An 18,640-nucleotide genomic window follows, 5' to 3' on the forward strand; every position below is an offset into this window, starting at 1 on the left:
AGGAGCGAAATGCCCCTCTCGGCCGTTACTTGGGCGTGTCAGCCGTTGCTGGCGAGAACGGAAAGCTTGCGCACGTTGCTGGTGCTTTCCTTGTCGAGCAGGCGCGTCGGATAGTCACCGGTGAAATAATGGTCGGTGAACTGCGGCTGCGCATTGTTGCGGGGCTCGCCGCCCACGGCTCGGTAGAGCCCGTCGATCGACAGGAATTCCAGCGAATCCGCGCCGATGAAATCGCACATGGCCTTCAGGCTGCTGTACTGGTTGGCGAGCAGCTTGTCGGCGTCCGGCGTGTCGATGCCGTAGAAGTCCGGATGGAAGATCATCGGGCTGGCGACGCGGATATGCACTTCGCTGGCGCCGGCCTCGCGGATCATCTGCACGATCTTGACCGAGGTCGTGCCGCGAACGATGGAATCGTCGACGAGCACCACGCGCTTGCCGGCAATGATCTCGCGGTTGGCGGAATGCTTGAGCTTCACGCCGAAGGCGCGGATCTGCTGCGTCGGCTCGATGAAGGTGCGGCCGACATAATGGTTGCGGATGATGCCGAGTTCGAAGGGAATGCCGCTCGCTTGGGCAAAGCCAATGGCAGCAGGCGTGCCGCCGTCCGGCACCGGCACGACCACGTCGGCCGCGACAGGCGCTTCCTTGGCAAGGTTGATACCCATGTTCTTGCGGGCGACATAGACGTTGCGGCCGCCGACGACGGAATCGGGACGGGCGAAATAGACATATTCGAAGAGGCAGAGACGCTCGGGCTGCGAAACTTCCGGCTTGCGGGCGTCGATGGTGATCGAGCCGTCGGGCTGGATCTCGCAGATGACGACTTCGCCATTTTCGACGTCGCGGACATATTTCGCGCCGATGATATCGAGGGCACAGGTCTCCGAGCAGAAGATCGGCTTGCCGTCGAGTTCGCCCATAACCAGCGGCCGGATGCCGATCGGGTCGCGGGCGGCGATCAGCTTCGTGCGCGTCATGGCGAGCATCGAATAGCCGCCTTCCATCTGCCTGATAGCATCGATGAAGCGATCGGAAGAAGAAGCCTGTTTGGAGCGGGCGATGAGATGCAGGACGACTTCGGTATCCGAGGTCGACTGACAGATGGCGCCGTCGGCGATCAGCTGACGGCGCATGGTCAGGCCGTTGGTGAAATTGCCGTTATGGGCGATGGCGATGCCACCGACTTCCAGCTCGGCAAACAGCGGCTGGACGTTGCGCAGGATCGTTTCGCCCGTGGTCGAATAGCGGACATGGCCGATCGAACGGTCGCCAGGCAGCCGCGCGAGCGTCGCAGGATCGGTATAGTGGTCGCCAACCAGACCCATCCGCCGCTCCGAATGGAAGCGTTGACCATCGAAAGAGACGATGCCGGCCGCTTCCTGGCCGCGATGCTGCAGGGCGTGCAGACCGAGCGCCGTCAGCGTCGCCGCATCCGGATGCCCCAGAATGCCGAAGACGCCGCATTCTTCATGCAGCGTGTCGCCGTCGATATCGTCCTCGAAGGAAAGGGAATGATTCATGGCTGCGGGCCTTTTCTCTCAACGTGGGCGGATCGGGGCGGCGTCACGAGTAACCATTAAAATAGCTCAAAATCCGGCCGGAAAAAATATCGGGCCGGATCTTCTATTGTCACGCCGCTCAAATGGCGATTCTCGAGCGGCAGGTCAAGCCTGTAAACGCACCGTCAATTGTTTGTCTGCGGCGCCGGCGCGTCATCCGAGGGCGCGGTATCGCTCGGCGCGGCGTTATCGCCATTTCCTTGCTGCTTCGGCGCGATCTTGTTGAGGATCTCGGCCGGCAGCCTGGCCTGAATGTCCTGCGGAAGCGCTGCGGTCAGCTTCTCGACCATCGAATCGAGGAACGGCTTCGACTTGGCGTTGTTGACCCAGTCCGGACGTGCGGCCGGTGCCACCAGCAGTTCCAGAAGGCCACGACGACGACCATCAGGAGCAGGCCGCGAGCCGCGCCGAAGAGGAAACCGAGCGTGCGGTCGAGCGCGCCGATGCGGCTGTCGATGATGAAATCGGCAATCCGGATGGTGATGAAGGAAATGATGATGAGCGCCAGCAGGAAGATGACGGCGGCTGACGCGATCGTCGCGATCTTGGTGTCGGCCTTGTATTGAAGGGCATAGGGAACGAGCAGCGGATAAAGATAATAAGCGGCGACTGCGGAGCCGCCCCAGCTGACGATCGAGAGGATTTCGCGCGAGAAGCCACGGACCATGGCCAGAACGGCGGAGAAGAGAATAACGCCGATAACAATACCGTCGAAAATCGTAATGGGCATTTATAATCCACTTCAAGACTTGCCAGACCTTTTGGTCGGCATCGGCCTCAATCAGGAGCCTCTTCTTCGCCAAGAACGGCTGAAGTAAGGCTCAGTCTTCATCTTCCGCGCGTTTCAGCGCGCCCTTCGATCCGGCAATGCGCGCCACCAGATCCGGCAGGCTATCGATCTCGCTCCAGCGTCCGCCGTTGACCTTCGGCAGATCGGCGGAAGCGGCAGGCAGAACAGCCCCGGAAAATCCCAGCTTCTCGGCTTCCTTGAGGCGCTGGGCGGTGTGCGCAACCGGCCGGACGGCGCCCGACAGGCTGACTTCGCCGAAATAGACGCAATCGGCGGGCAGAGCAAGACCGGCTAGGGAGGAAACCAGTGCAGAAGCGACGGCAAGGTCCGCAGCCGGCTCGGAAATGCGGTAGCCACCGGCAATATTGAGGTAAACATCGTGCTGGCCGAGCCGCACGCCACAATGCGCTTCCAGAACGGCGAGAATCATGGAAAGGCGCGCAGAATCCCAGCCGACGATGGCGCGGCGCGGGGTGCCGAGCGATGTCGGCGCGACCAGCGCCTGCACTTCGACCAGCACCGGACGTGTCCCCTCGATGCCGGCGAAGACAGCCGCACCGGGCGATTTTTCGTTGCGCTCGCCGAGAAAGAGCTCGGACGGATTGGGCACGTCGCGAAGCCCGGCGTCGGACATTTCGAACACGCCGATCTCGTCGGTGGGACCGAAGCGATTCTTCACCGTGCGCAGGATGCGGTAATGATGGCCGCGGTCGCCTTCGAAATAGAGGACGGCATCGACCATATGCTCGACGACGCGCGGCCCGGCGATCTGGCCGTCCTTGGTGACATGGCCGACCAGCACCATGGCCGTGCCGGTCTGCTTGGCGAAGCGGATCATCGCCTGCACGCCGGTACGCACTTGCGTTACCGTGCCGGGCGCGGATTCGGCAAGCTCGCTCCACAGCGTCTGGATGGAATCGATGATGACGAGATCCGGCCGCTTGCCTTCCGCGAGCGTCGCGAGAATGTCCTCGACATTGGTCTCTGCGGCCAGCAGCACTTCCGTATCAGCCGCTTTCAGACGTTGGGCGCGCAGGCGAACCTGCGCCACGGCTTCTTCGCCGGAGACATAGACGATCTTGTGCCCCTGCCGGGCGAGGGCGGCCGCGGCTTGCATCAGCAGAGTCGACTTGCCGATGCCGGGATCGCCGCCGACAAGGACGGCCGAGCCGCGCACGAAACCGCCGCCTGTCGCGCGGTCGAGCTCGGATATGCCGGTATGGATGCGCGGGGCTTCCTCAATCTCGCCCGAAAGCGTCGTCAGCGTCACCGGCTTGCCCTTGCGGGGTGTCTTGGCCGGTCCGCCGCCGATCCCGCCCATCGGATCTTCCTCGACGATGGTATTCCATGCGCCGCAACTGTCGCACTTGCCGACCCAGCGATTGTGGACCGTGCCGCAGTTCTGGCAGATGAATTGTGTACGGGCCTTAGCCATCGGATGCTGTTCTCAAGTTCAAATGCTTCGCTCTTTGCGACGAATCGCGATCGGCTGACAGATAATGTCTTTCCCGGCCTATCAAAACTAATGATTTCCGTATCAATGGCGATCGTGTCAGTTTTTATGCTGGGTTTTTATGGACGATGACCGATGTTTGACTATTCGCTTGCGCACTGGATCGCCTTTCTCACCGCTGCAACCCTCCTCAATCTGTCGCCGGGGCCGGATATCGCTTTCATTCTCGGCCATACGATCAGAAGCGGCATGCGCTCGGGCTTTGCGGCGCTGTTTGGCATCTGGAGCGGCGCGTGCCTGCATGTGCTGATGGCGGCTGCGGGACTTTCGGCGATCCTTGCTGCCTCCGCGCTGGCCTTCTCGACGGTCAAATGGGTCGGTGCCGCCTATCTGATCTGGCTCGGCATCCAGGCGCTGCGCTCGAAGGGCGAGGCGGCCTGGATCAAGGAGGCTGGTAAAGCCTTGTCCTTTGGCCGCATCTATCGGCAGGGCATCATGGTTTCGCTGCTCAATCCGAAGGTCGCGATCTTCTTCCTGGCCTTCCTACCGCAATTCGTCGTCGAAGGCGCCGGCCCGGTCTGGGCGCAGCTTCTTCTGCATGGCAGCCTCATCATTGTCGTCGCCGCCTTCATCGAGCCGCCGCTCATCCTGCTCGGCGGCCGTCTGGGCGAGGCGCTTCGGCGCAATCGGAGCCTCGGCCTGTGGCTCGATCGCGGTCTCGGCACGCTGTTCGTCGCCCTTGGCGTCCGGTTGGCGATCAGCGCCCGCTAAATATTCTGAGGAGTAGCCGGGCTATTCCTCGGTTTCTTCCGAGATATACCGGCGCTCGTGCCGCAGCCCCATGCTGGTCAGCATCTCGTAGCCGATCGTGCCTGCCGCCCTTGCGGCCTCGTCGACCGAGATGTTGCTGCCGAAAAGCTCGACATAGTCACCGGCTCTGACTAGGTTCTCCGGCAGGTCGGTGACATCAAAGATGGTCAGGTCCATGGTGATGCGGCCGGCAACGGGCACCTTATGACCGGCAATGAAGCCATGACCGCCTGCAATGCCGGTCTCGCGCAGCGGCACGCCGGCGCTCGATAGGCTGCGCATATAGCCATCGGCGTAGCCGGCGGAGACGATTGCCAGCCGGCTGTCGCGGGTCAGTTGCAGCGCACGGCCATAGCCTACGGTTTCGCCCGATTTGACCGAGCGGGTCTGGATGATCCGCGCCTCCGCCGTTGCCACCGGGCGCATCTTATTGGCCAAGCCGGGCACCGCCTCGCCGCCGTAGGTGGCGATACCTGGACGGGTAAGATCGAAGTGATAGTCGGCGCCGAGAAAGATGCCGGCCGAATTGGCAAGGCTTGCCTCGATGCCTTCGAAGGCAGCGCTGACCTTGCGAAAGGCCTCGAGCTGCTGCCTGTTCATTGCATTGGAAGGATCGTCGCCGCAGGCGAGGTGACTCATGACAAGCACTGGTGCAAAGCTTGCCGGGCGGGAGACGTCATCGGCAAGCGCCATCGCATCGTCCATCGGCAGGCCGAGCCGGTTGAAGCCAGTGTCGACCTGCAGCGCACAGGGATAGTCGCCATAGTCGGATAGAACAGACATCCAGAAGGTCAGTTGCTCCTCCGAAGCGATGACGGGCACGAGATCGTTTTCGAAGAACCGCCGCTCCATACCCGGCCAGATGCCGCCGAGCACGAAGATGCGGGCCTCGGGGGCATAGAGCCGCAAGGTCGCGCCCTCATCCGCTGTCGCAACGAAGAAATCGCGCGCGCCGACGCAATAAAGCGTTTCGCCTACATCCTCGATCCCGAGCCCGTAGGCATCGGCCTTGACCACGGCTGACGTGCGGGCTTTCCCCGAGCGGCGCGCGAGGTCGCGCCAGTTTTCGACGAGCGCGCCGAGATCCACCGTCAGCCGCAGGCCGGCGGAAGCGAAAGCATCGTCGTCATTGAAATTATCTGTCATGGGGCGCCCTAAATAAGGAAGTGGCCGGAGGTGATTTGGCTTGAGCCAGGATACCGGTCGTCGATGAAAAGAAAAAGTGCTGCGAGGCATGTATGCGGAACTAGGCAAAAACTGCCGCCACATGTCTGACGACAGCTTCCGGCTTAGCGCCTGAACCACCGGCTGCTTCGAGGCTCGAATTAGCTGAAGAACAAACCTTCATGCACGCAGCGCGCATCATCTTGGAAGTAGGCAGTCGTAGGCTTTAGTTTCCGGGATGATGGCTATTTCGGAATAGCGGCAACGGACAGTACCCCGCCGGCAATCGCCGGAATAGGACTCAGTCGTTACGCCATCTCACCGGCCATGAGGCGGTATCGCGATCAGGATGCTGGTTGTTGCTCGTCTTGATCGCCGCAGCCCAATCGGCGCCGTTATTTTCGGTCGCACCGGTATTTTCTATGCCCGTGATCGTATTGAACCAGGCCACCATGTTCTCGGTGCAGGTATTGGCATGCGGCGGGAAGGCGTGCGGATCGTCCAGCGAACCGATCATCAGGTTGGTGCGACCGTTTTCGAGGTGATGGAAAAACAATGGCGTGCCGCAATTGGCGCAGAAGCCGCGCTCGACAAGCTCCGAGCTCTTCCAGACGCTCGGCTTGCCGCGTGTCCAGGTGAGCGCATCATTAGGCGCGGCGACGAGCGCGGCAAAGATGTTGCCAGAGGCTTTCTGGCACATGCGGCAGTGGCAGAGATGCGAATTATCGAGCATAGCGCTTGCGTGGTAGCGCACAGCACCACACTGGCAGCCGCCGCTTATCTTCATCTCGATGCGCTTCAATTTTTCTCCTCCTTCAAGGGCGGGTTTGGGCTTAATGCTTTTTAGGTTTTCATCTTTTGATCGTCCAGCAGAACGACGGATCCGATCACGCCTTCAGACGTCTACCTATGACTTTCGCTTCGGCCACCGGTTATAAGCGGCGGCCGAAGTTCGCAGAGACTGTTTGGATGGCCTCGCGGCAGCGAAGTTCTGGTGCGCGCTGGTAGGCCAGAGGCAGGCGGCTAGCGTTGGAAGGTGAGATGGATAGTGCCGCTCGGTGCGGTTTCTGATTTGACCGCATAGCCAGCTTCCAGGCCACGCAGATCGTCCCACAGGCGTATGCCTCGTCCGAGCAGAATCGGCGTGATCGCGACATGAAGACGATCGACAAGGCCCGCCTTCAGAAAGTCGCGAACGACCGTAGGGCCACCGCCGATCCTTACGTCTCTACCGTCCGCCGCCTCGACGGCTTGCTGGAGCACATCGGTCGGCGCCGCGCTGAGGAAATGGAAGACGGTGCCGCCAGCCATCTCCAGGGAAGGTCTGGGAGTATGAGTGAGGACGAAGACTGGGACGCGGAAGGGCGGTTCTTCGCCCCACCAGCCCTGCCAATTCGGGTCGTCGGGGAAGTTGTGCAGCCCGAACATGCCGGCGCCCATGATCTCGGCACCCACGTTCTCGAAGTATTCTCTGGCGTAATTATCGTCGACACCTGTGGTCCCGGTTCCGCTGGTATCCTTGAGGACGCGCTCGCGAAACGTTCGCGTTGCAACATATGCGCCGACGAGACGCGGCCAGTCCTCGCCAAACGGGGTTTCGGGTGTCTGATCCGTCGTCGTTGCGAACCCGTCGAGCGAGATCATGAGATCGACACGTATTGCCACTGGAGCTCTCCTTGCGAGTGGTTGCACCATAGTTGCTCCAGCAGTCCGGAGCTCAACACTAAGGTAAGTGCCTTTATATAAGATGCAGACACTAAGGCAAGTACCTTATTGTTGTTGACTAAAGGTTGAAGACGTTTTACCGAGTCATATGCCTTACCATTCGACGCCCCTCGATCTTGCCTTTCATGCTCTCAGCGACCCGACCCGCCGCGCGGTGGTATCGCGGCTGGCTGAGGGCGAGGTGCCAGTCAGCATCCTTGCCGAACCTTTCGACATGGCACTGCCCTCCTTCGCCCAGCATCTCAAGGTGCTGGAGGATTGCGGACTGATCGCTAGCGAGAAGCGGGGGCGCAGCCGCTGGTGCCGACTGGTGCAGGCGCGCTTCGACGAGGCTGCGGACTGGATGGAGGCAGAGCGCAGGCGCTGGACCGAACGATTGGATCGTCTGGAAGTCTACTTGGACAAGAAGGAAGAGGATGATTGAGAACATGGCAAACCCGTTCGAAACTTGGGCGCTCGATAGGGAAATCGTGCTGGTGAAACTGCTGAATCATCCGCGCGACAAGGTCTTTGCCGCGTGGATGGACCCCAAGGCCCTCGCCGAATGGTACGGTCCGGCCGGATTTGAAATTGAGAACCACGAAGCCGACATCCGCGAGGGCGGGATCTGGCGGTTCGACATGGTGGGCGTGTTCGAGGGCCGGAAGCAGCGCTTTGCGAACCTCATGCGCTTTCTGGAGATCGTCCCGAACGAGCGGATTGTGATGGATCATGGCACGCCGGAGCCCAATGACCCCGATCGTTTCCGCGTCACAGTGACCTTCGATGAGCAAGCCGACGGCAAGACGGTTCTTACCCTGCGCCAACTCCACCCCAGCCCCGAGCGGCGCCGGTTCGTCATCGGCTTCGGCGCGGTCGAATACGGCCTACAGACGCTGGATGGCCTCGCAGCATGGTTGGACGGCTGACGTGTGATCCATCAAAGCAGAGGGGTCTCTCTACGCAAATCTTCACCGCCCATGCTTGCGCCGGTTTCGGCGAGCGCGTCGAGATCAGGCCGCGAAAGTGAAGGCATCGCCGCCTCAGAAGGGGAGGGAAAATCTGTCATGAATCGCCTCAATGATAACCAAGTTGTAGAGAGGATTGTGGCAAGGAGAAAGCGCGGAAAGGCTGGATACCAGCCTTTCTCATATGCGATCACTTTTGTTCAAGACGCGCGGCAGCCGGCTCGATAATGTGCTGATATGCAGAACGTTTCGCAGAAAGAGGCGGCTGACGCCATGCCGCTTGCCAAGGTGGAAACGACCCGCTTCTGGCGGGACGGTCGCTTTCGCGGCATGGAATGCCTGAGCGCAAGCTTTGTGACGCATGAATATGCGCCGCATGCGCACGACACCTTCAGTATCGGGGCGATCGAAAGCGGTAGCCAGATCGCCACGCTGCGCGGCAGGCGCGAAGAAACCGGGCCGGGCGATCTCTATCTGATCAATCCTGGCATCGTGCATGACGGCGCTCCGGGCGGCGGGGGCTATCGCTACCGCATGATTTACCCGGACGCGAAGCTCTTCGTCGACATTCTGGAAGACGTCACGGGCAAAGCCTTCAACGCGACGCCATCTTTCGCTCGTTCGTTGTTGCGTGATCCGCAGCTTGCCAGCGCCTTCCACAAGGCGCACCGCACACTTGAGAGCGGCGCCGGCGCGCTGGAATCCGATGAAGGCATGTTCTCGGTGCTGGCGGCGCTCTTTGCGCGCTACGGCAGCACTATCATCCTTCCCGTCGATACGAAGGAGCGTAGCGCCGTCGCGCGCGCCCGCGATTACCTCAGTGAGAATTTCGACAGCGATATCGGATTGGAGGAGTTGGCCAAGATTGCGGGGCTGAGCCGCGCGCACCTGATCCGCGCTTTCCGGAGGGAGTATCATATCACGCCCCATGCCTTTCTGACCGACCGGCGCGTCATCGTTGCCCGCCGATTGCTCAGGGAAGGCCGCATGCCGGCCGATGTCGCCATGGAATGCGGTTTCGCCGATCAGGCGCATTTCACGCGCCACTTCAAATCGCGCACCGGCGTCACCCCCGGTCAATTCCGCGTCGGCTAGAGCATTCCCAGGAAAAGTGCGCAGCGGTTTTCCATCCGGAATACGTAAAGAAACAAATACATAGAGCATTTCGCTTTCCTGCGAATGTTGAAAACGCTTTGCCGATTCTGGATGGAGCTCTAGTCACTTTCGTTCAATACAGCGCCAGATGCCGTCGGCTACCTCTTCGTCATTGTTGAAGTGGAGGTTGCCAATGTTGCAGCAAAGCCGGCCGGCCGGCGAATTCAACGCCGGGATGCGTGCCATTTTTCCGCTGATCGTCGCCGTCCTGCCGATCGGCCTCGTGTTCGGCGCGGTTTCGGCGACGAAGGGGCTTTCGCCGCTTGAGACCACACTGATGAGCGCGCTCGTCTTCGCCGGCGGCTCGCAATTCGTGGCGATGGATATCTGGACACATCCCGCAAGCTGGATTGGCGCCGGCTTCGCGGCCTTGCTCGTCAATGTCAGGCACTTGCTGATGAGCGCTTCGATCGGCACGAAGATGCAGTCTTTCTCCGGCATCAAACGCTATATCGCCATGCTGTTTCTCGCCGACGAGATTTGGGCTATGGCGGAATTCCGCGCCGGCACGTTGCGGCTCACACCCGCCTGGTATGCGGGCATCGTCACGCCCTTCTATTTGGCCTGGGTCGGCTCGTCGCTTGCGGGTGCTCTGCTTGGCGCCTTTCTCGGCAACCCCGCCGTCATCGGTCTCGACTTCGCCTTTCCCGCTGTCTTCATCGTGCTGGTCATGGGCTTTTGGAAAGGACCGGAAACCGGCGCGGTGCTTGCTGCGAGCGGAATTGCAGCCGTTGCTGTCCACCAGTTCGTGCCCGGTGTCTGGCATATTGCAGCCGGCGCGCTGGCGGGACTGGGAATGGCTTTCTGGAAAGGCCGGGCGCGGGAGCAGGCGGCATGACGCTCGATCTCAACACACTGCTGGCCATCCTCGCCATGGCTGCCGCAACGATCTTCACCCGTGTTGGCGGTCTTGTCTTGATTCGCTACGTGAAGATCGACGAGCGCCGGCGAACCGCAATCGAAGCTATTCCACCGGCTGTGCTGATGGCCGTCATTGCTCCGACGGCTTTTGCTACCGGCTGGGCGGAGGCGCTGGCCTGCGCGGCCACCGCAATCGCCTCCCGCCGCTTGCCGATGCTGGCAAGCGTTGTTGTTGGTGTTGCGACGGTGGCTTTGCTGCGAGCTGCGGGACTGTGAAGCGTCTCCGGGAAAAGTGCGAAGCGGTTGTCCGTCCCAGCGGAATATTGACGCGTCAAGCTTCGTGTCAATGTTCCTCATATTGCGTGAAAGATGGGTCGGCGAGATCGGCAAAGCGCGTGAATTCCGACTGGAAGGCGAGCTTCACCGTGCCCGTCGGTCCGTGGCGCTGCTTGGCGATGATGACGTCGGCCGTGCCTTTGACGCGGTCGAACAGGGCTTCCCATTCCCCATATTTCGGGTCGTTCGGATCGCGCGGCTCCTGGTTCTTGACGTAATATTCCTCGCGAAACACGAAGAGTACGACGTCGGCGTCCTGCTCGATCGAACCGGATTCACGCAGGTCGGAAAGCTGAGGCCGCTTGTCGTCGCGGCTTTCGACTGCACGCGAGAGCTGGGAGAGCGCGATGATCGGCACGTTCAATTCTTTGCCGAGCGCCTTCAGTCCGGTGGTGATCTGGGTAATTTCCTGAACACGGTTCTCGTTCGATTTGCCGGAGCCGGTCATCAGCTGCACATAGTCGACCACTAGAACGTCGAGGCCGCGCTGGCGTTTCAGGCGTCGGGCACGCGCGGAAAGCTGGGCGATGGAGATACCGCCGGTCTGGTCGATATAGAGCGGCACCTTCTGCATCATCATAGAGCAGGCGACGAGCTTTTCGAAATCGGCGTCATTGATATCGCCGCGTCGGATCTTCGACGAAGAGACCTCCGTCTGCTCGGAGATGATACGCGTGGCGAGCTGTTCGGACGACATTTCCAGCGAGTAGAAGCCGACGACGCCGCCGTTCTTCGCCTTCATCGAGCCATCCGCTTGGACTTCGCCCTCGTAAGCGGCGGCGATATTGTAGGCGATGTTGGTCGCAAGCGAGGTCTTACCCATGCCGGGGCGGCCGGCAAGGACGATCAAGTCGGAGCGCTGCAGGCCGCCCATCTTGCTATCAAGCGAGTGGATGCCCGTGGAGATGCCGGAGAGGCCGCCGTCACGCTCCTTGGCGACGGCCGCCATGTCGATTGCGAGCGCCACGGCATCGTTGAAGGACTGGAAACCGCCGTCGTAGCGGCCATTCTCGGCAAGCTCGAACAGCCGGCGCTCCGTATCCTCGATCTGCGTCTGCGGAGGCATGTCGAGCGGTGCGTCATAGGCGATGTTGACCATGTCCTCACCGATAGTGATCAGCGCGCGGCGCAGCGCCAGATCATAGATGGCGCGCCCATAGTCTTCCGCATTGATGATCGACACGGCTTCGACGGCAAGCCGCGCTAGATATTGCGCAACCGTCATGTCGCCGACCTTCTCGTCCGCCGGCACGAAACTCTTGATCGTGACGGGGTTGGCGGTCTTGCCCATGCGGATGATGTCGCCGGCGACCTCGAAGATCTTGCGGTGCAGCGGTTCGTAAAGATGAATCGGCTTCAGGAAGTCGGAGACGCGGTAATAGGCATCGTTATTGACGAGAATGGCGCCGAGCAGAGCCTGTTCCGCCTCAATGTTATTGGGCGCTTCGCGATAGTGCTGGTCGGCGGGAGCAATGGCGGCGAGCTTGCGCGCAGCTTCGTTCATTTTCCATCTCTTCATGCTTTAGGGTGTCGACTGGTTTGCGACGATCCGATGTCATGGTCAACCGTGCAAATGAGCGTCCACGCGAAGTGGGGCGAATAGGTCCGGCCTATCAACGTTTTTCCACTCGTCCACAGGCGCAGATTGCCGGGACGTAAAAAATCTCTTGTGACCACTTTGCAACGAAAAGATCGACACACGAATCACATATGCAAATCATCCGTGGGGATATTTTAGCCGGGTCTTTCGCCGTGTACATCAATTGTTGCGGCTATCATGCTTGAAAAGCTGGGAAAATCCGGGTATTCCCTTTAAATTAGGGTAGGATGCTAATAGTATAAAGTTGCAATAATGCCAGGTGCGCCATCAAGACAAGAACTTTTCGACGACCTCTCTTCGTTCAATCGCAAGCTGAGGGCGGCTTTTGACGCCCTCGTTCGCGAGCACGGCATGACCCTCTCCCGTGCGAGGGTTTTTCGCAAGCTCTCCCGCCGGGATGGGATAAACCAGAGAGAGCTCGCCGACGAGCTGGAGCTGGAAACGCCGACGCTCGTACGCATCCTTGATGCGATGGAGGCGCAGAATTTCATCGAACGTCGGGCCGCCGTATCCGATCGCCGCGCCAAGCAAATCTTCATAACGGAATCCGGAAAAGTCGTTGCTGCGGAGGTCGAAGCTCTTGCCACCGGTGTGCGCGCGGATATCTTGGAGGGGATTTCGGACGAGGATGTCGGCATGGCGCTGAAGGTTATTCGCGCCATGACTGCCAATCTTCAGAATATCGGCAAATCATGAGGTAATGCATGAGCGGGGATCCGGGCCCGGTAGCCAATGCGCAAGCCAACGCCGTCCAGCCCGCTCCACCGCCTATGCCGGGCTGGAAAGTGCCGCTCTATATTGCGGCATCCGTTCTGTTCTTCCTGACCCAGGGTCTGGGTCTTAATCTTGCCTTCGCCAACCTTACGCAGATCCAGGGAACCATTGCGGCGACCACCACAGAATCGGCGTGGCTTTCTGCCGCCTACATGGCGCCTAATGTCAGCCTCGCCATCGCTCTAGTGAAGATTCGCCTTCAATATGGCGTGCGCAATTTCGCCGAGGTCAGCATTCTCGGCTTCGTGCTCGCCTCGCTGCTCAATCTCTTCGTCTCCGACCTGCATTCTGCGATCGTCGTCCGCTTCCTGAGCGGAATTGCCGGCGCGCCGCTATCGACACTCGGCTTCCTTTATATGCTGGAGGCCTTCGAGCCGGCGAAGAAGATGACTGTTGGCGTCAGCCTGGCGATGATGAACACGCTGCTTGCCGCTCCCATCACGCGCCTCGTGTCACCCTCGCTGCTGGACTATGGCGAATGGCGTGGCCTGTACACGCTCGAGATGGCGTTGGCGCTCCTCGTCATGCCGATCATCTATCTGCTGCCGCTGACACCGCCGCCGCGTGTAAAAGTCATCGTGCTGGGCGATATCTTCAGCTACCTTCTCGTGGCGATCGGTTTCGGCTGTCTGGCCGTCGCCCTGTCGGTCGGGCGCCTCTACTGGTGGCTGGAGGTGCCATGGCTCGGGCTCGTCCTGGTGATTGCCATCGCGTCCCTGACCGTTGCCATTGTCGTCGAGCTGAGGCGGTCGACGCCTTTGATCGACGTTCGCTGGCTGCTTCGGCCGGAAATTCTACATCTGACGGCGATCCTGCTGGTCTTCCGCATCATTGCCGCCGAGCAGACCTCGGTCATCATGACCTTTTATCAGAACGCGGTCGGGCTCCTCTATGATCAGCTTTCCATTCTGTACTGGATCATCCTGGCCTTCTCCATCATAGGCGGGCTCATCTGCACCGTGTTCATGAGCTACGGCTACACGTGGCAGATCCAGTTCGCCGCGCTTATCCTGATGGGGGTGGGCTCGCTGATGGATTCGCAGGTGACGAACCTGACCCGTCCTGAGCAGATGTATTTCAGCCAGGCGCTGGTCGCAGCCGGCGCGGCCCTGTTCCTGCCGCCCTCCATGTCGCAAGGCTTCAAGGAGGCTATATCCAAGGGTCCCCCCTATCTGGTGACCTTCTTTGTCGTCTTCACCTTCACGCAAAGTATCGGCGGCCTGATCGGCTCAGCCTTCTACGGCACGCTGATCACCATTCGCGAGAAGTTCCATTCCGCCGTCCTGACCGAGCGCGTGCTGCTGACGGATCCGCATGTGGCCACCCGCGTCAGCCAGCTTTCATCCTCCTATGGCAAGGTGATCGGGGATAGCGCGCTCCTGAAGGGGGAGGGGCTGGCGCTGCTCGGTGCGCAGGTCAGCCGCGAGGCCAATATGCTCGCCTATGGAGATGCCTTCTTCACTGCCGCCGTAATCGCCTTCCTGTCGCTTGCCGGCCTCTCAATCCATGTCTTCTTCCGATTCGTCAGGGCTCGCCTGGCCGACGGTCGGGCTGAGGTCGTGACATCCAACCCATGAGGATATGAAATAGCTCCATGTCGAGGCTCGTTCGCTCTCCAATCGAAGTCATCGCCGTGCTCGCCGGTGTCGGCGGCGTCATGCTGATACTTTATGCCTGGCATCTGCCGCCGTTCAAAACCTCCGTCGAGACCACGGACGACGCCTATGTCAAAGGCTATGTCACCACGATCAGCCCGCAGGTCAGCGGCTATATCACCGACGTGCCGATCAAGGACTACAAGCTCGTCAAGGAGGGCGATGTGCTCGCCCAGATCGACGACCGCATCTACAAGCAGAAGGTGGCGCAAGCCCACGCGACGCTGGACGGGCAGAAGGCGGCACTTGCCAATTCGCAGCAGCAGGAGCAGGCCGCCAAGGCCGGCATCGTCTCCAGCCAGGCGCAGATCGACAGCGCCAACGCAGCGCTGAAGCGTGCCCAGCTTGCCTTCGATCGCGTCACGACACTGGTCTCCAGAGGTGTCTCGACCACGAGCGATTCCGAACAGGCGCAGGCGACGCTGCAGCAGGCTCAGGCATCGGTCAATCAGGCAAAGGCCGCTCTCGACGTCTCTCAGCAGAACCTGACGACGATCATCGTCAACCGCGCCTCCCTGGAAGCCGGTGTCAGCGGCGCGGAGGCTGCCGTGCAGCTTGCCGATATCGATCTCGACAACACGACCATCAGGGCGCCGCAGGACGGCCGCATTGGGGAAGTTGGCGTACGCCTCGGCCAATATGTGACACCAGGTACGCAGCTGATGAACCTGGTGCCGAAGGACGTCTGGGTCATAGCCAATTTCAAGGAAACGCAGCTCGATGGCATGAAGCTCGATCAGCCCGCCACGATTTCCGTGGATGCGCTCGGGCATCGCGAGATCAAGGGCCGCATCCAGCGTTTCTCTCCGGCAGCGGGTTCCGAATTTGCCGTCATCAGGCCCGACAACGCCACGGGCAATTTCACCAAGGTCGCCCAGCGTCTCGGTGTAAGGATCAAGATCGAGGATGGACAGCCACTCGCCGACCAGTTGGCGCCTGGCATGTCCGTCGTCGTTTCGATTGACAAGGATTCGGCTCCACTGCCGGAGCCCAGGAATAACGACTGACAGAGGCGTTCGCTTTATCGTCTGCCAATAACCAAAAAGCCTGGGTCGAGGACCCAGGCTTTCTTTCATTCACAGTTTTGGAGAAGGCTTGAGGATCAAGCTTCTTCTTCGCCGTCGCGGTCAGCTTCCGGATCGAAGAAATCTTCCGGACGCAGCGCGTCTTCGTCAACGCCGTAGATGGCGTCTGCGGAGGTGAGGGTTTCGCCCTTGGCCTGACGCTCGGCTTCTTCAGCGGAACGGGCGACGTTGAGTTCAACCTTGATTTCGACTTCGGCGTGAAGCCCGATGGCAACATCGTGCAGGCCGATAGCCTTGATCGGCGTGTTCATGTGAACCTGACTGCGGCCGATGTTGAAGCCTTCGGCGGCGAGGATTTCGACGACGTCACGAGCAGCGACCGAACCGTAGAGCTGGCCGGTTTCGCCAGCCGAGCGAACGACGATGAAGGACTTGCCGCCGAGAACGTCGGCAACCTTCTGGGCTTCGCTCTTGCGCTCGAGGTTGCGGGCTTCGAGCGTGGCGCGCTCGGCTTCGAAACGAGCCTTGTTGGCGGCGTTGGCGCGCAGCGCCTTGCCGAGCGGCAGCAGGTAGTTACGGGCAAAGCCGTCGCGAACCTTGACGGTTTCGCCCATCTGGCCGAGCTTGGAGATGCGTTCGAGAAGAATGACTTCCATTTTCTTGTTCCTTTCGATGTCAGGTTTTCGTGTCTTGTTTGGGTGTGTCGGCATTCTTGTTCGGGGTGAGCGATATCGCCTTGCGAGTATCGTAGAGGCCGAGAACAAGGATGATGAAGAGCGGCAGCGTCACAAAGAAGCATACCAGGTAGCAGATGATCAGAACCGGCAGACGCCAGTCCTTGCCCCGCGTCCGGTAGTGCAGCGAGGCAAAGCCGGAAACGATGAAGCCCGCGCCGAAGGCGCCAAGCACGGCGGCGGCGATGAGGCCGAGAACGCCACCGAAGAAGATCGCGACGATCGCCACGAGAAAGACGAAGATCGCATTGCGGTTCATACGCAGCGACGAGGGGATATCGTCGCGCGGACGCAGATTGTGGCTCGATGCCGCGACGATGCGGGTCGCTACATAATAGGCGGCGAGCAGCATCATGACCCAGATCATGCCCCACGCGATCGGAATCATGTAGAGCATCAGCGACTTCATCTTCGCGATCGCAACCGGATTGAGCTGAAGATCGGGAGACTGCTGGTTCACCGCGGCCATGTAGGCGTCGACGACTTGTCCCACTAAATCGGCACCGTAACCCATGACCGCGCCGGCGACGATGATGACGACGGCTGCAAGGCCGCACAGATGCAGCATGATGTCGGAGAGCGGATACCAGGCCATCAGATTATCCGGCCCGCCAAGTTCGGAGGCAGGACGCGCCAGATTGGCGAGATGGCTGAGCCAAGCGGGGATCAGCGTCAGGAGAACGACGAAGAGCCCGAAATAGACGGAGGGTGCGATGATCGTGCCGACGATGCCGGCGACCACGACGGCAACGATGACGGCGATATTGCCCCAGCCGAGGCCGACGATCAGAATCGGGAGAGCGGAAAGCGCGCCGAACAGGATGAACAACAATGGCTGAAGGGTCGCGCCATACACGAGTAGGGCGGCGGTCAGACCGGCGAGCGTGCCGATGCCAAGCTCTTTTGCGTTCAACTTTTTCACGTCGCTGTCCTGCTTCGTATCGAGCAGTTAGAGGATGCCTTCGCCACGCGGGCGTGAAAGCTTATCCCCAACATGGGGTTTCAAGGTTCCGATCCGCGCCCATCGCGAAAGGGAGAAGGGAAGGCATCGCTGCCTTCCCTCTAATTCGGTCGGCGTCAGCTTATATTAAGCGACGACGTAGGGCAGCAGGCCGAGGAAGCGCGCGCGCTTGATCGCCTGGGCGAGTTCGCGCTGCTTCTTCTGGGAAACGGCCGTGATGCGGGACGGAACGATCTTGCCGCGCTCGGAAATGTAGCGCTGCAGGAGACGAACGTCCTTGTAGTCGATGCGCGGCGCATTGGCGCCCGAGAACGGGCAGGTCTTGCGGCGGCGATGGAACGGACGACGGACCGGTGCGGAGGAAACTTCAGACATTCTCAAATCTCCTTATACGCGGTCTTCGCGCGGACGGCGCGGACGGTCTTCGCGGTCACCACGATCCGGGCGCGGACCACGATCGCCGAAGCTGCGCTCCGGACGGTCGCCATCGCGGCGCGGACGGTCGTCACGGTCGCGCTTCTGCATCATGGCCGACGGGCCGTCTTCGTGCTTCTCGACAGCGATCGTCATGTAACGCAGGACGTCTTCGCTGATGCGCATCTGGCGTTCCATTTCCTGGATCGCAGCGGCCGGAGCATCGATGTCCATCAGGGCGTAGTGAGCCTTGCGGTTCTTCTTGATGCGGTAGGTAAGGGACTTGAGGCCCCAATTCTCGATACGCCCGACTTTACCGCCGTGAGCTTCGATGACACCCTTGTACTGTTCTACGAGGGCGTCGACCTGCTGAGCGGAAATATCCTGCCGGGCAAGGAATACATGTTCGTAAAGAGCCATGGATAGCTTTGCCTTTCTTGCGTTGGTCTGAACCCGATATTCGGCGGCTAAGCCTCAACGACTGCTCCTGAGAGGGTAAACCCAAGCAAGAAAAGCGTTTCCGAGACGGTCGAGAGCGGAGACACGGGAGGCTGGAACGCTTCCGTTCCGAACGATTCCCCTTGCGGAAAACCGGCCCTCCGTTCAGCCACCAGCCAGAAGACCGGGTTGCGAACAGGGCGGCTTATACGGATTTTTCTCCGAAAGGCAAGGGT

General features: G+C 60.5%; 19 protein-coding genes and 1 pseudogene. 9 read left to right on the forward strand and 11 right to left on the reverse strand.

Annotated elements, in window-relative coordinates; translation table 11 throughout:
- Positions 1 to 38: 38 nt before the first annotated feature.
- The 3 genes and pseudogenes from purF to radA all read right to left on the reverse strand — a co-directional run bounded on the left by purF (position 39) and on the right by radA (position 3,787).
- Positions 39 to 1,523: an amidophosphoribosyltransferase gene (gene purF / locus ACK83U_RS04140; protein ID WP_112607339.1), complete on the reverse strand. Its 1,485-nt coding sequence runs from the start codon at positions 1,521 to 1,523 to the stop codon at positions 39 to 41.
- A 164-nt stretch (positions 1,524 to 1,687) separates the two neighbouring features.
- Positions 1,688 to 2,292 (reverse strand): annotated as a pseudogene (locus ACK83U_RS04145) (CvpA family protein).
- Positions 2,293 to 2,383: 91 nt separating this feature from the next.
- A complete protein-coding gene (gene radA / locus ACK83U_RS04150) occupies positions 2,384 to 3,787 on the reverse strand; it encodes a DNA repair protein RadA (RefSeq protein WP_112337934.1) in 1,404 nt (467 codons plus the stop codon).
- A gap of 153 nt (positions 3,788 to 3,940) precedes the next feature.
- Here radA and ACK83U_RS04155 point away from each other — a divergent pair, with 153 nt between their 5' ends.
- Positions 3,941 to 4,576, forward strand: a complete 636-nt coding sequence (locus ACK83U_RS04155; protein ID WP_112607337.1) for a LysE family translocator — start codon at positions 3,941 to 3,943, stop codon at positions 4,574 to 4,576.
- Between the two features lie 21 nt (positions 4,577 to 4,597).
- Here the strand turns inward: ACK83U_RS04155 and alr are convergent, their stop codons facing one another.
- The 3 genes from alr to ACK83U_RS04170 form a co-directional block, all read right to left on the reverse strand.
- Positions 4,598 to 5,761, reverse strand: coding sequence for an alanine racemase (alr, locus tag ACK83U_RS04160; RefSeq protein WP_112607335.1), 1,164 nt, complete (start codon positions 5,759 to 5,761; stop codon positions 4,598 to 4,600).
- Between the two features lie 319 nt (positions 5,762 to 6,080).
- Positions 6,081 to 6,581, reverse strand: coding sequence for a GFA family protein (locus tag ACK83U_RS04165; RefSeq protein WP_112607333.1), 501 nt, complete (start codon positions 6,579 to 6,581; stop codon positions 6,081 to 6,083).
- A gap of 221 nt (positions 6,582 to 6,802) precedes the next feature.
- Positions 6,803 to 7,444 (reverse strand): dihydrofolate reductase family protein, encoded by a 642-nt coding sequence (locus ACK83U_RS04170; RefSeq protein ID WP_112607331.1) that lies wholly within the window; start codon positions 7,442 to 7,444, stop codon positions 6,803 to 6,805.
- A 148-nt stretch (positions 7,445 to 7,592) separates the two neighbouring features.
- Between ACK83U_RS04170 and ACK83U_RS04175 the strand changes: the two genes are divergently transcribed.
- The 5 genes from ACK83U_RS04175 to ACK83U_RS04195 all read left to right on the forward strand — a co-directional run bounded on the left by ACK83U_RS04175 (position 7,593) and on the right by ACK83U_RS04195 (position 10,743).
- Entirely contained in the window at positions 7,593 to 7,928 is a 336-nt protein-coding gene (locus ACK83U_RS04175; protein ID WP_015339343.1) for an ArsR/SmtB family transcription factor, read from the forward strand.
- Between the two features lie 4 nt (positions 7,929 to 7,932).
- Entirely contained in the window at positions 7,933 to 8,412 is a 480-nt protein-coding gene (locus ACK83U_RS04180; RefSeq protein WP_112607623.1) for an SRPBCC family protein, read from the forward strand.
- 312 nt (positions 8,413 to 8,724) lie between these two features.
- Positions 8,725 to 9,546, forward strand: a complete 822-nt coding sequence (locus ACK83U_RS04185; protein WP_112607622.1) for an AraC family transcriptional regulator — start codon at positions 8,725 to 8,727, stop codon at positions 9,544 to 9,546.
- 193 nt (positions 9,547 to 9,739) lie between these two features.
- Positions 9,740 to 10,444, forward strand: a complete 705-nt coding sequence (locus ACK83U_RS04190) for an AzlC family ABC transporter permease (RefSeq protein ID WP_112607329.1) — start codon at positions 9,740 to 9,742, stop codon at positions 10,442 to 10,444.
- The gene (locus ACK83U_RS04195; RefSeq protein ID WP_112607327.1) at positions 10,441 to 10,743 is read left to right on the forward strand and encodes an AzlD family protein; all 303 of its coding nucleotides are present in this window, start codon (positions 10,441 to 10,443) and stop codon (positions 10,741 to 10,743) included. The genes ACK83U_RS04190 and ACK83U_RS04195 overlap by 4 nt, the downstream gene beginning before the upstream one ends.
- 67 nt (positions 10,744 to 10,810) lie before the next feature.
- Here the strand turns inward: ACK83U_RS04195 and ACK83U_RS04200 are convergent, their stop codons facing one another.
- On the reverse strand, positions 10,811 to 12,307 hold the full coding sequence (locus ACK83U_RS04200; RefSeq protein WP_112337927.1) for a replicative DNA helicase: 1,497 nt from the start codon (positions 12,305 to 12,307) through the stop codon (positions 10,811 to 10,813).
- Positions 12,308 to 12,655: 348 nt separating this feature from the next.
- On the opposite strand from ACK83U_RS04200, the gene ACK83U_RS04205 reads away from it, so the two are divergent.
- Genes ACK83U_RS04205 through ACK83U_RS04215 form a run of 3 tightly spaced genes read left to right on the forward strand, consistent with a single transcriptional unit; the run spans position 12,656 to position 15,839 of the window.
- A complete protein-coding gene (locus ACK83U_RS04205; protein ID WP_112607325.1) occupies positions 12,656 to 13,099 on the forward strand; it encodes a MarR family winged helix-turn-helix transcriptional regulator in 444 nt (147 codons plus the stop codon).
- A gap of 8 nt (positions 13,100 to 13,107) precedes the next feature.
- Positions 13,108 to 14,754: an MFS transporter gene (locus ACK83U_RS04210; RefSeq protein ID WP_112607323.1), complete on the forward strand. Its 1,647-nt coding sequence runs from the start codon at positions 13,108 to 13,110 to the stop codon at positions 14,752 to 14,754.
- Between the two features lie 17 nt (positions 14,755 to 14,771).
- Positions 14,772 to 15,839: an HlyD family secretion protein gene (locus tag ACK83U_RS04215; RefSeq protein ID WP_112607321.1), complete on the forward strand. Its 1,068-nt coding sequence runs from the start codon at positions 14,772 to 14,774 to the stop codon at positions 15,837 to 15,839.
- Between the two features lie 95 nt (positions 15,840 to 15,934).
- Here ACK83U_RS04215 and rplI read toward each other — a convergent pair whose 3' ends face one another.
- From rplI to rpsF, 4 genes are all read right to left on the reverse strand, one after another.
- Complete coding sequence (gene rplI, locus ACK83U_RS04220) at positions 15,935 to 16,513, reverse strand: 50S ribosomal protein L9 (protein ID WP_015339352.1); 579 nt, start codon at positions 16,511 to 16,513, stop codon at positions 15,935 to 15,937.
- Positions 16,514 to 16,532: 19 nt separating this feature from the next.
- Complete coding sequence (locus ACK83U_RS04225) at positions 16,533 to 17,513, reverse strand: DUF2232 domain-containing protein (protein ID WP_112607319.1); 981 nt, start codon at positions 17,511 to 17,513, stop codon at positions 16,533 to 16,535.
- Between the two features lie 165 nt (positions 17,514 to 17,678).
- Positions 17,679 to 17,927: a 30S ribosomal protein S18 gene (rpsR, locus tag ACK83U_RS04230; protein ID WP_004122103.1), complete on the reverse strand. Its 249-nt coding sequence runs from the start codon at positions 17,925 to 17,927 to the stop codon at positions 17,679 to 17,681.
- 12 nt (positions 17,928 to 17,939) lie between these two features.
- Entirely contained in the window at positions 17,940 to 18,386 is a 447-nt protein-coding gene (gene rpsF, locus ACK83U_RS04235) for a 30S ribosomal protein S6 (RefSeq protein ID WP_015339354.1), read from the reverse strand.
- Between the last annotated feature and the right edge of the window lie 254 nt (positions 18,387 to 18,640).

This window comes from Rhizobium sp. WW22, from assembly GCF_047041135.1.
GTDB lineage: Bacteria > Pseudomonadota > Alphaproteobacteria > Rhizobiales > Rhizobiaceae > Rhizobium.

What these genes read in the sequence shown, in the direction of transcription:
- purF (WP_112607339.1), bottom strand. Translation starts at nt 1,523, where the DNA reads ATGAATCATTCCCTTTCCTTCGAGGACGATATCGACGGCGACACGCTG.
- radA (WP_112337934.1), bottom strand. Translation starts at nt 3,787, where the DNA reads ATGGCTAAGGCCCGTACACAATTCATCTGCCAGAACTGCGGCACGGTC.
- ACK83U_RS04155 (WP_112607337.1), top strand. Translation starts at nt 3,941, where the DNA reads ATGTTTGACTATTCGCTTGCGCACTGGATCGCCTTTCTCACCGCTGCA.
- alr (WP_112607335.1), bottom strand. Translation starts at nt 5,761, where the DNA reads ATGACAGATAATTTCAATGACGACGATGCTTTCGCTTCCGCCGGCCTG.
- ACK83U_RS04175 (WP_015339343.1), top strand. Translation starts at nt 7,593, where the DNA reads ATGCCTTACCATTCGACGCCCCTCGATCTTGCCTTTCATGCTCTCAGC.
- ACK83U_RS04180 (WP_112607623.1), top strand. Translation starts at nt 7,933, where the DNA reads ATGGCAAACCCGTTCGAAACTTGGGCGCTCGATAGGGAAATCGTGCTG.
- ACK83U_RS04185 (WP_112607622.1), top strand. Translation starts at nt 8,725, where the DNA reads ATGCCGCTTGCCAAGGTGGAAACGACCCGCTTCTGGCGGGACGGTCGC.
- ACK83U_RS04190 (WP_112607329.1), top strand. Translation starts at nt 9,740, where the DNA reads ATGTTGCAGCAAAGCCGGCCGGCCGGCGAATTCAACGCCGGGATGCGT.
- ACK83U_RS04195 (WP_112607327.1), top strand. Translation starts at nt 10,441, where the DNA reads ATGACGCTCGATCTCAACACACTGCTGGCCATCCTCGCCATGGCTGCC.
- ACK83U_RS04200 (WP_112337927.1), bottom strand. Translation starts at nt 12,307, where the DNA reads ATGAACGAAGCTGCGCGCAAGCTCGCCGCCATTGCTCCCGCCGACCAG.
- ACK83U_RS04205 (WP_112607325.1), top strand. Translation starts at nt 12,656, where the DNA reads ATGCCAGGTGCGCCATCAAGACAAGAACTTTTCGACGACCTCTCTTCG.
- ACK83U_RS04210 (WP_112607323.1), top strand. Translation starts at nt 13,108, where the DNA reads ATGAGCGGGGATCCGGGCCCGGTAGCCAATGCGCAAGCCAACGCCGTC.
- ACK83U_RS04215 (WP_112607321.1), top strand. Translation starts at nt 14,772, where the DNA reads ATGTCGAGGCTCGTTCGCTCTCCAATCGAAGTCATCGCCGTGCTCGCC.
- rplI (WP_015339352.1), bottom strand. Translation starts at nt 16,513, where the DNA reads ATGGAAGTCATTCTTCTCGAACGCATCTCCAAGCTCGGCCAGATGGGC.
- rpsR (WP_004122103.1), bottom strand. Translation starts at nt 17,927, where the DNA reads ATGTCTGAAGTTTCCTCCGCACCGGTCCGTCGTCCGTTCCATCGCCGC.
- rpsF (WP_015339354.1), bottom strand. Translation starts at nt 18,386, where the DNA reads ATGGCTCTTTACGAACATGTATTCCTTGCCCGGCAGGATATTTCCGCT.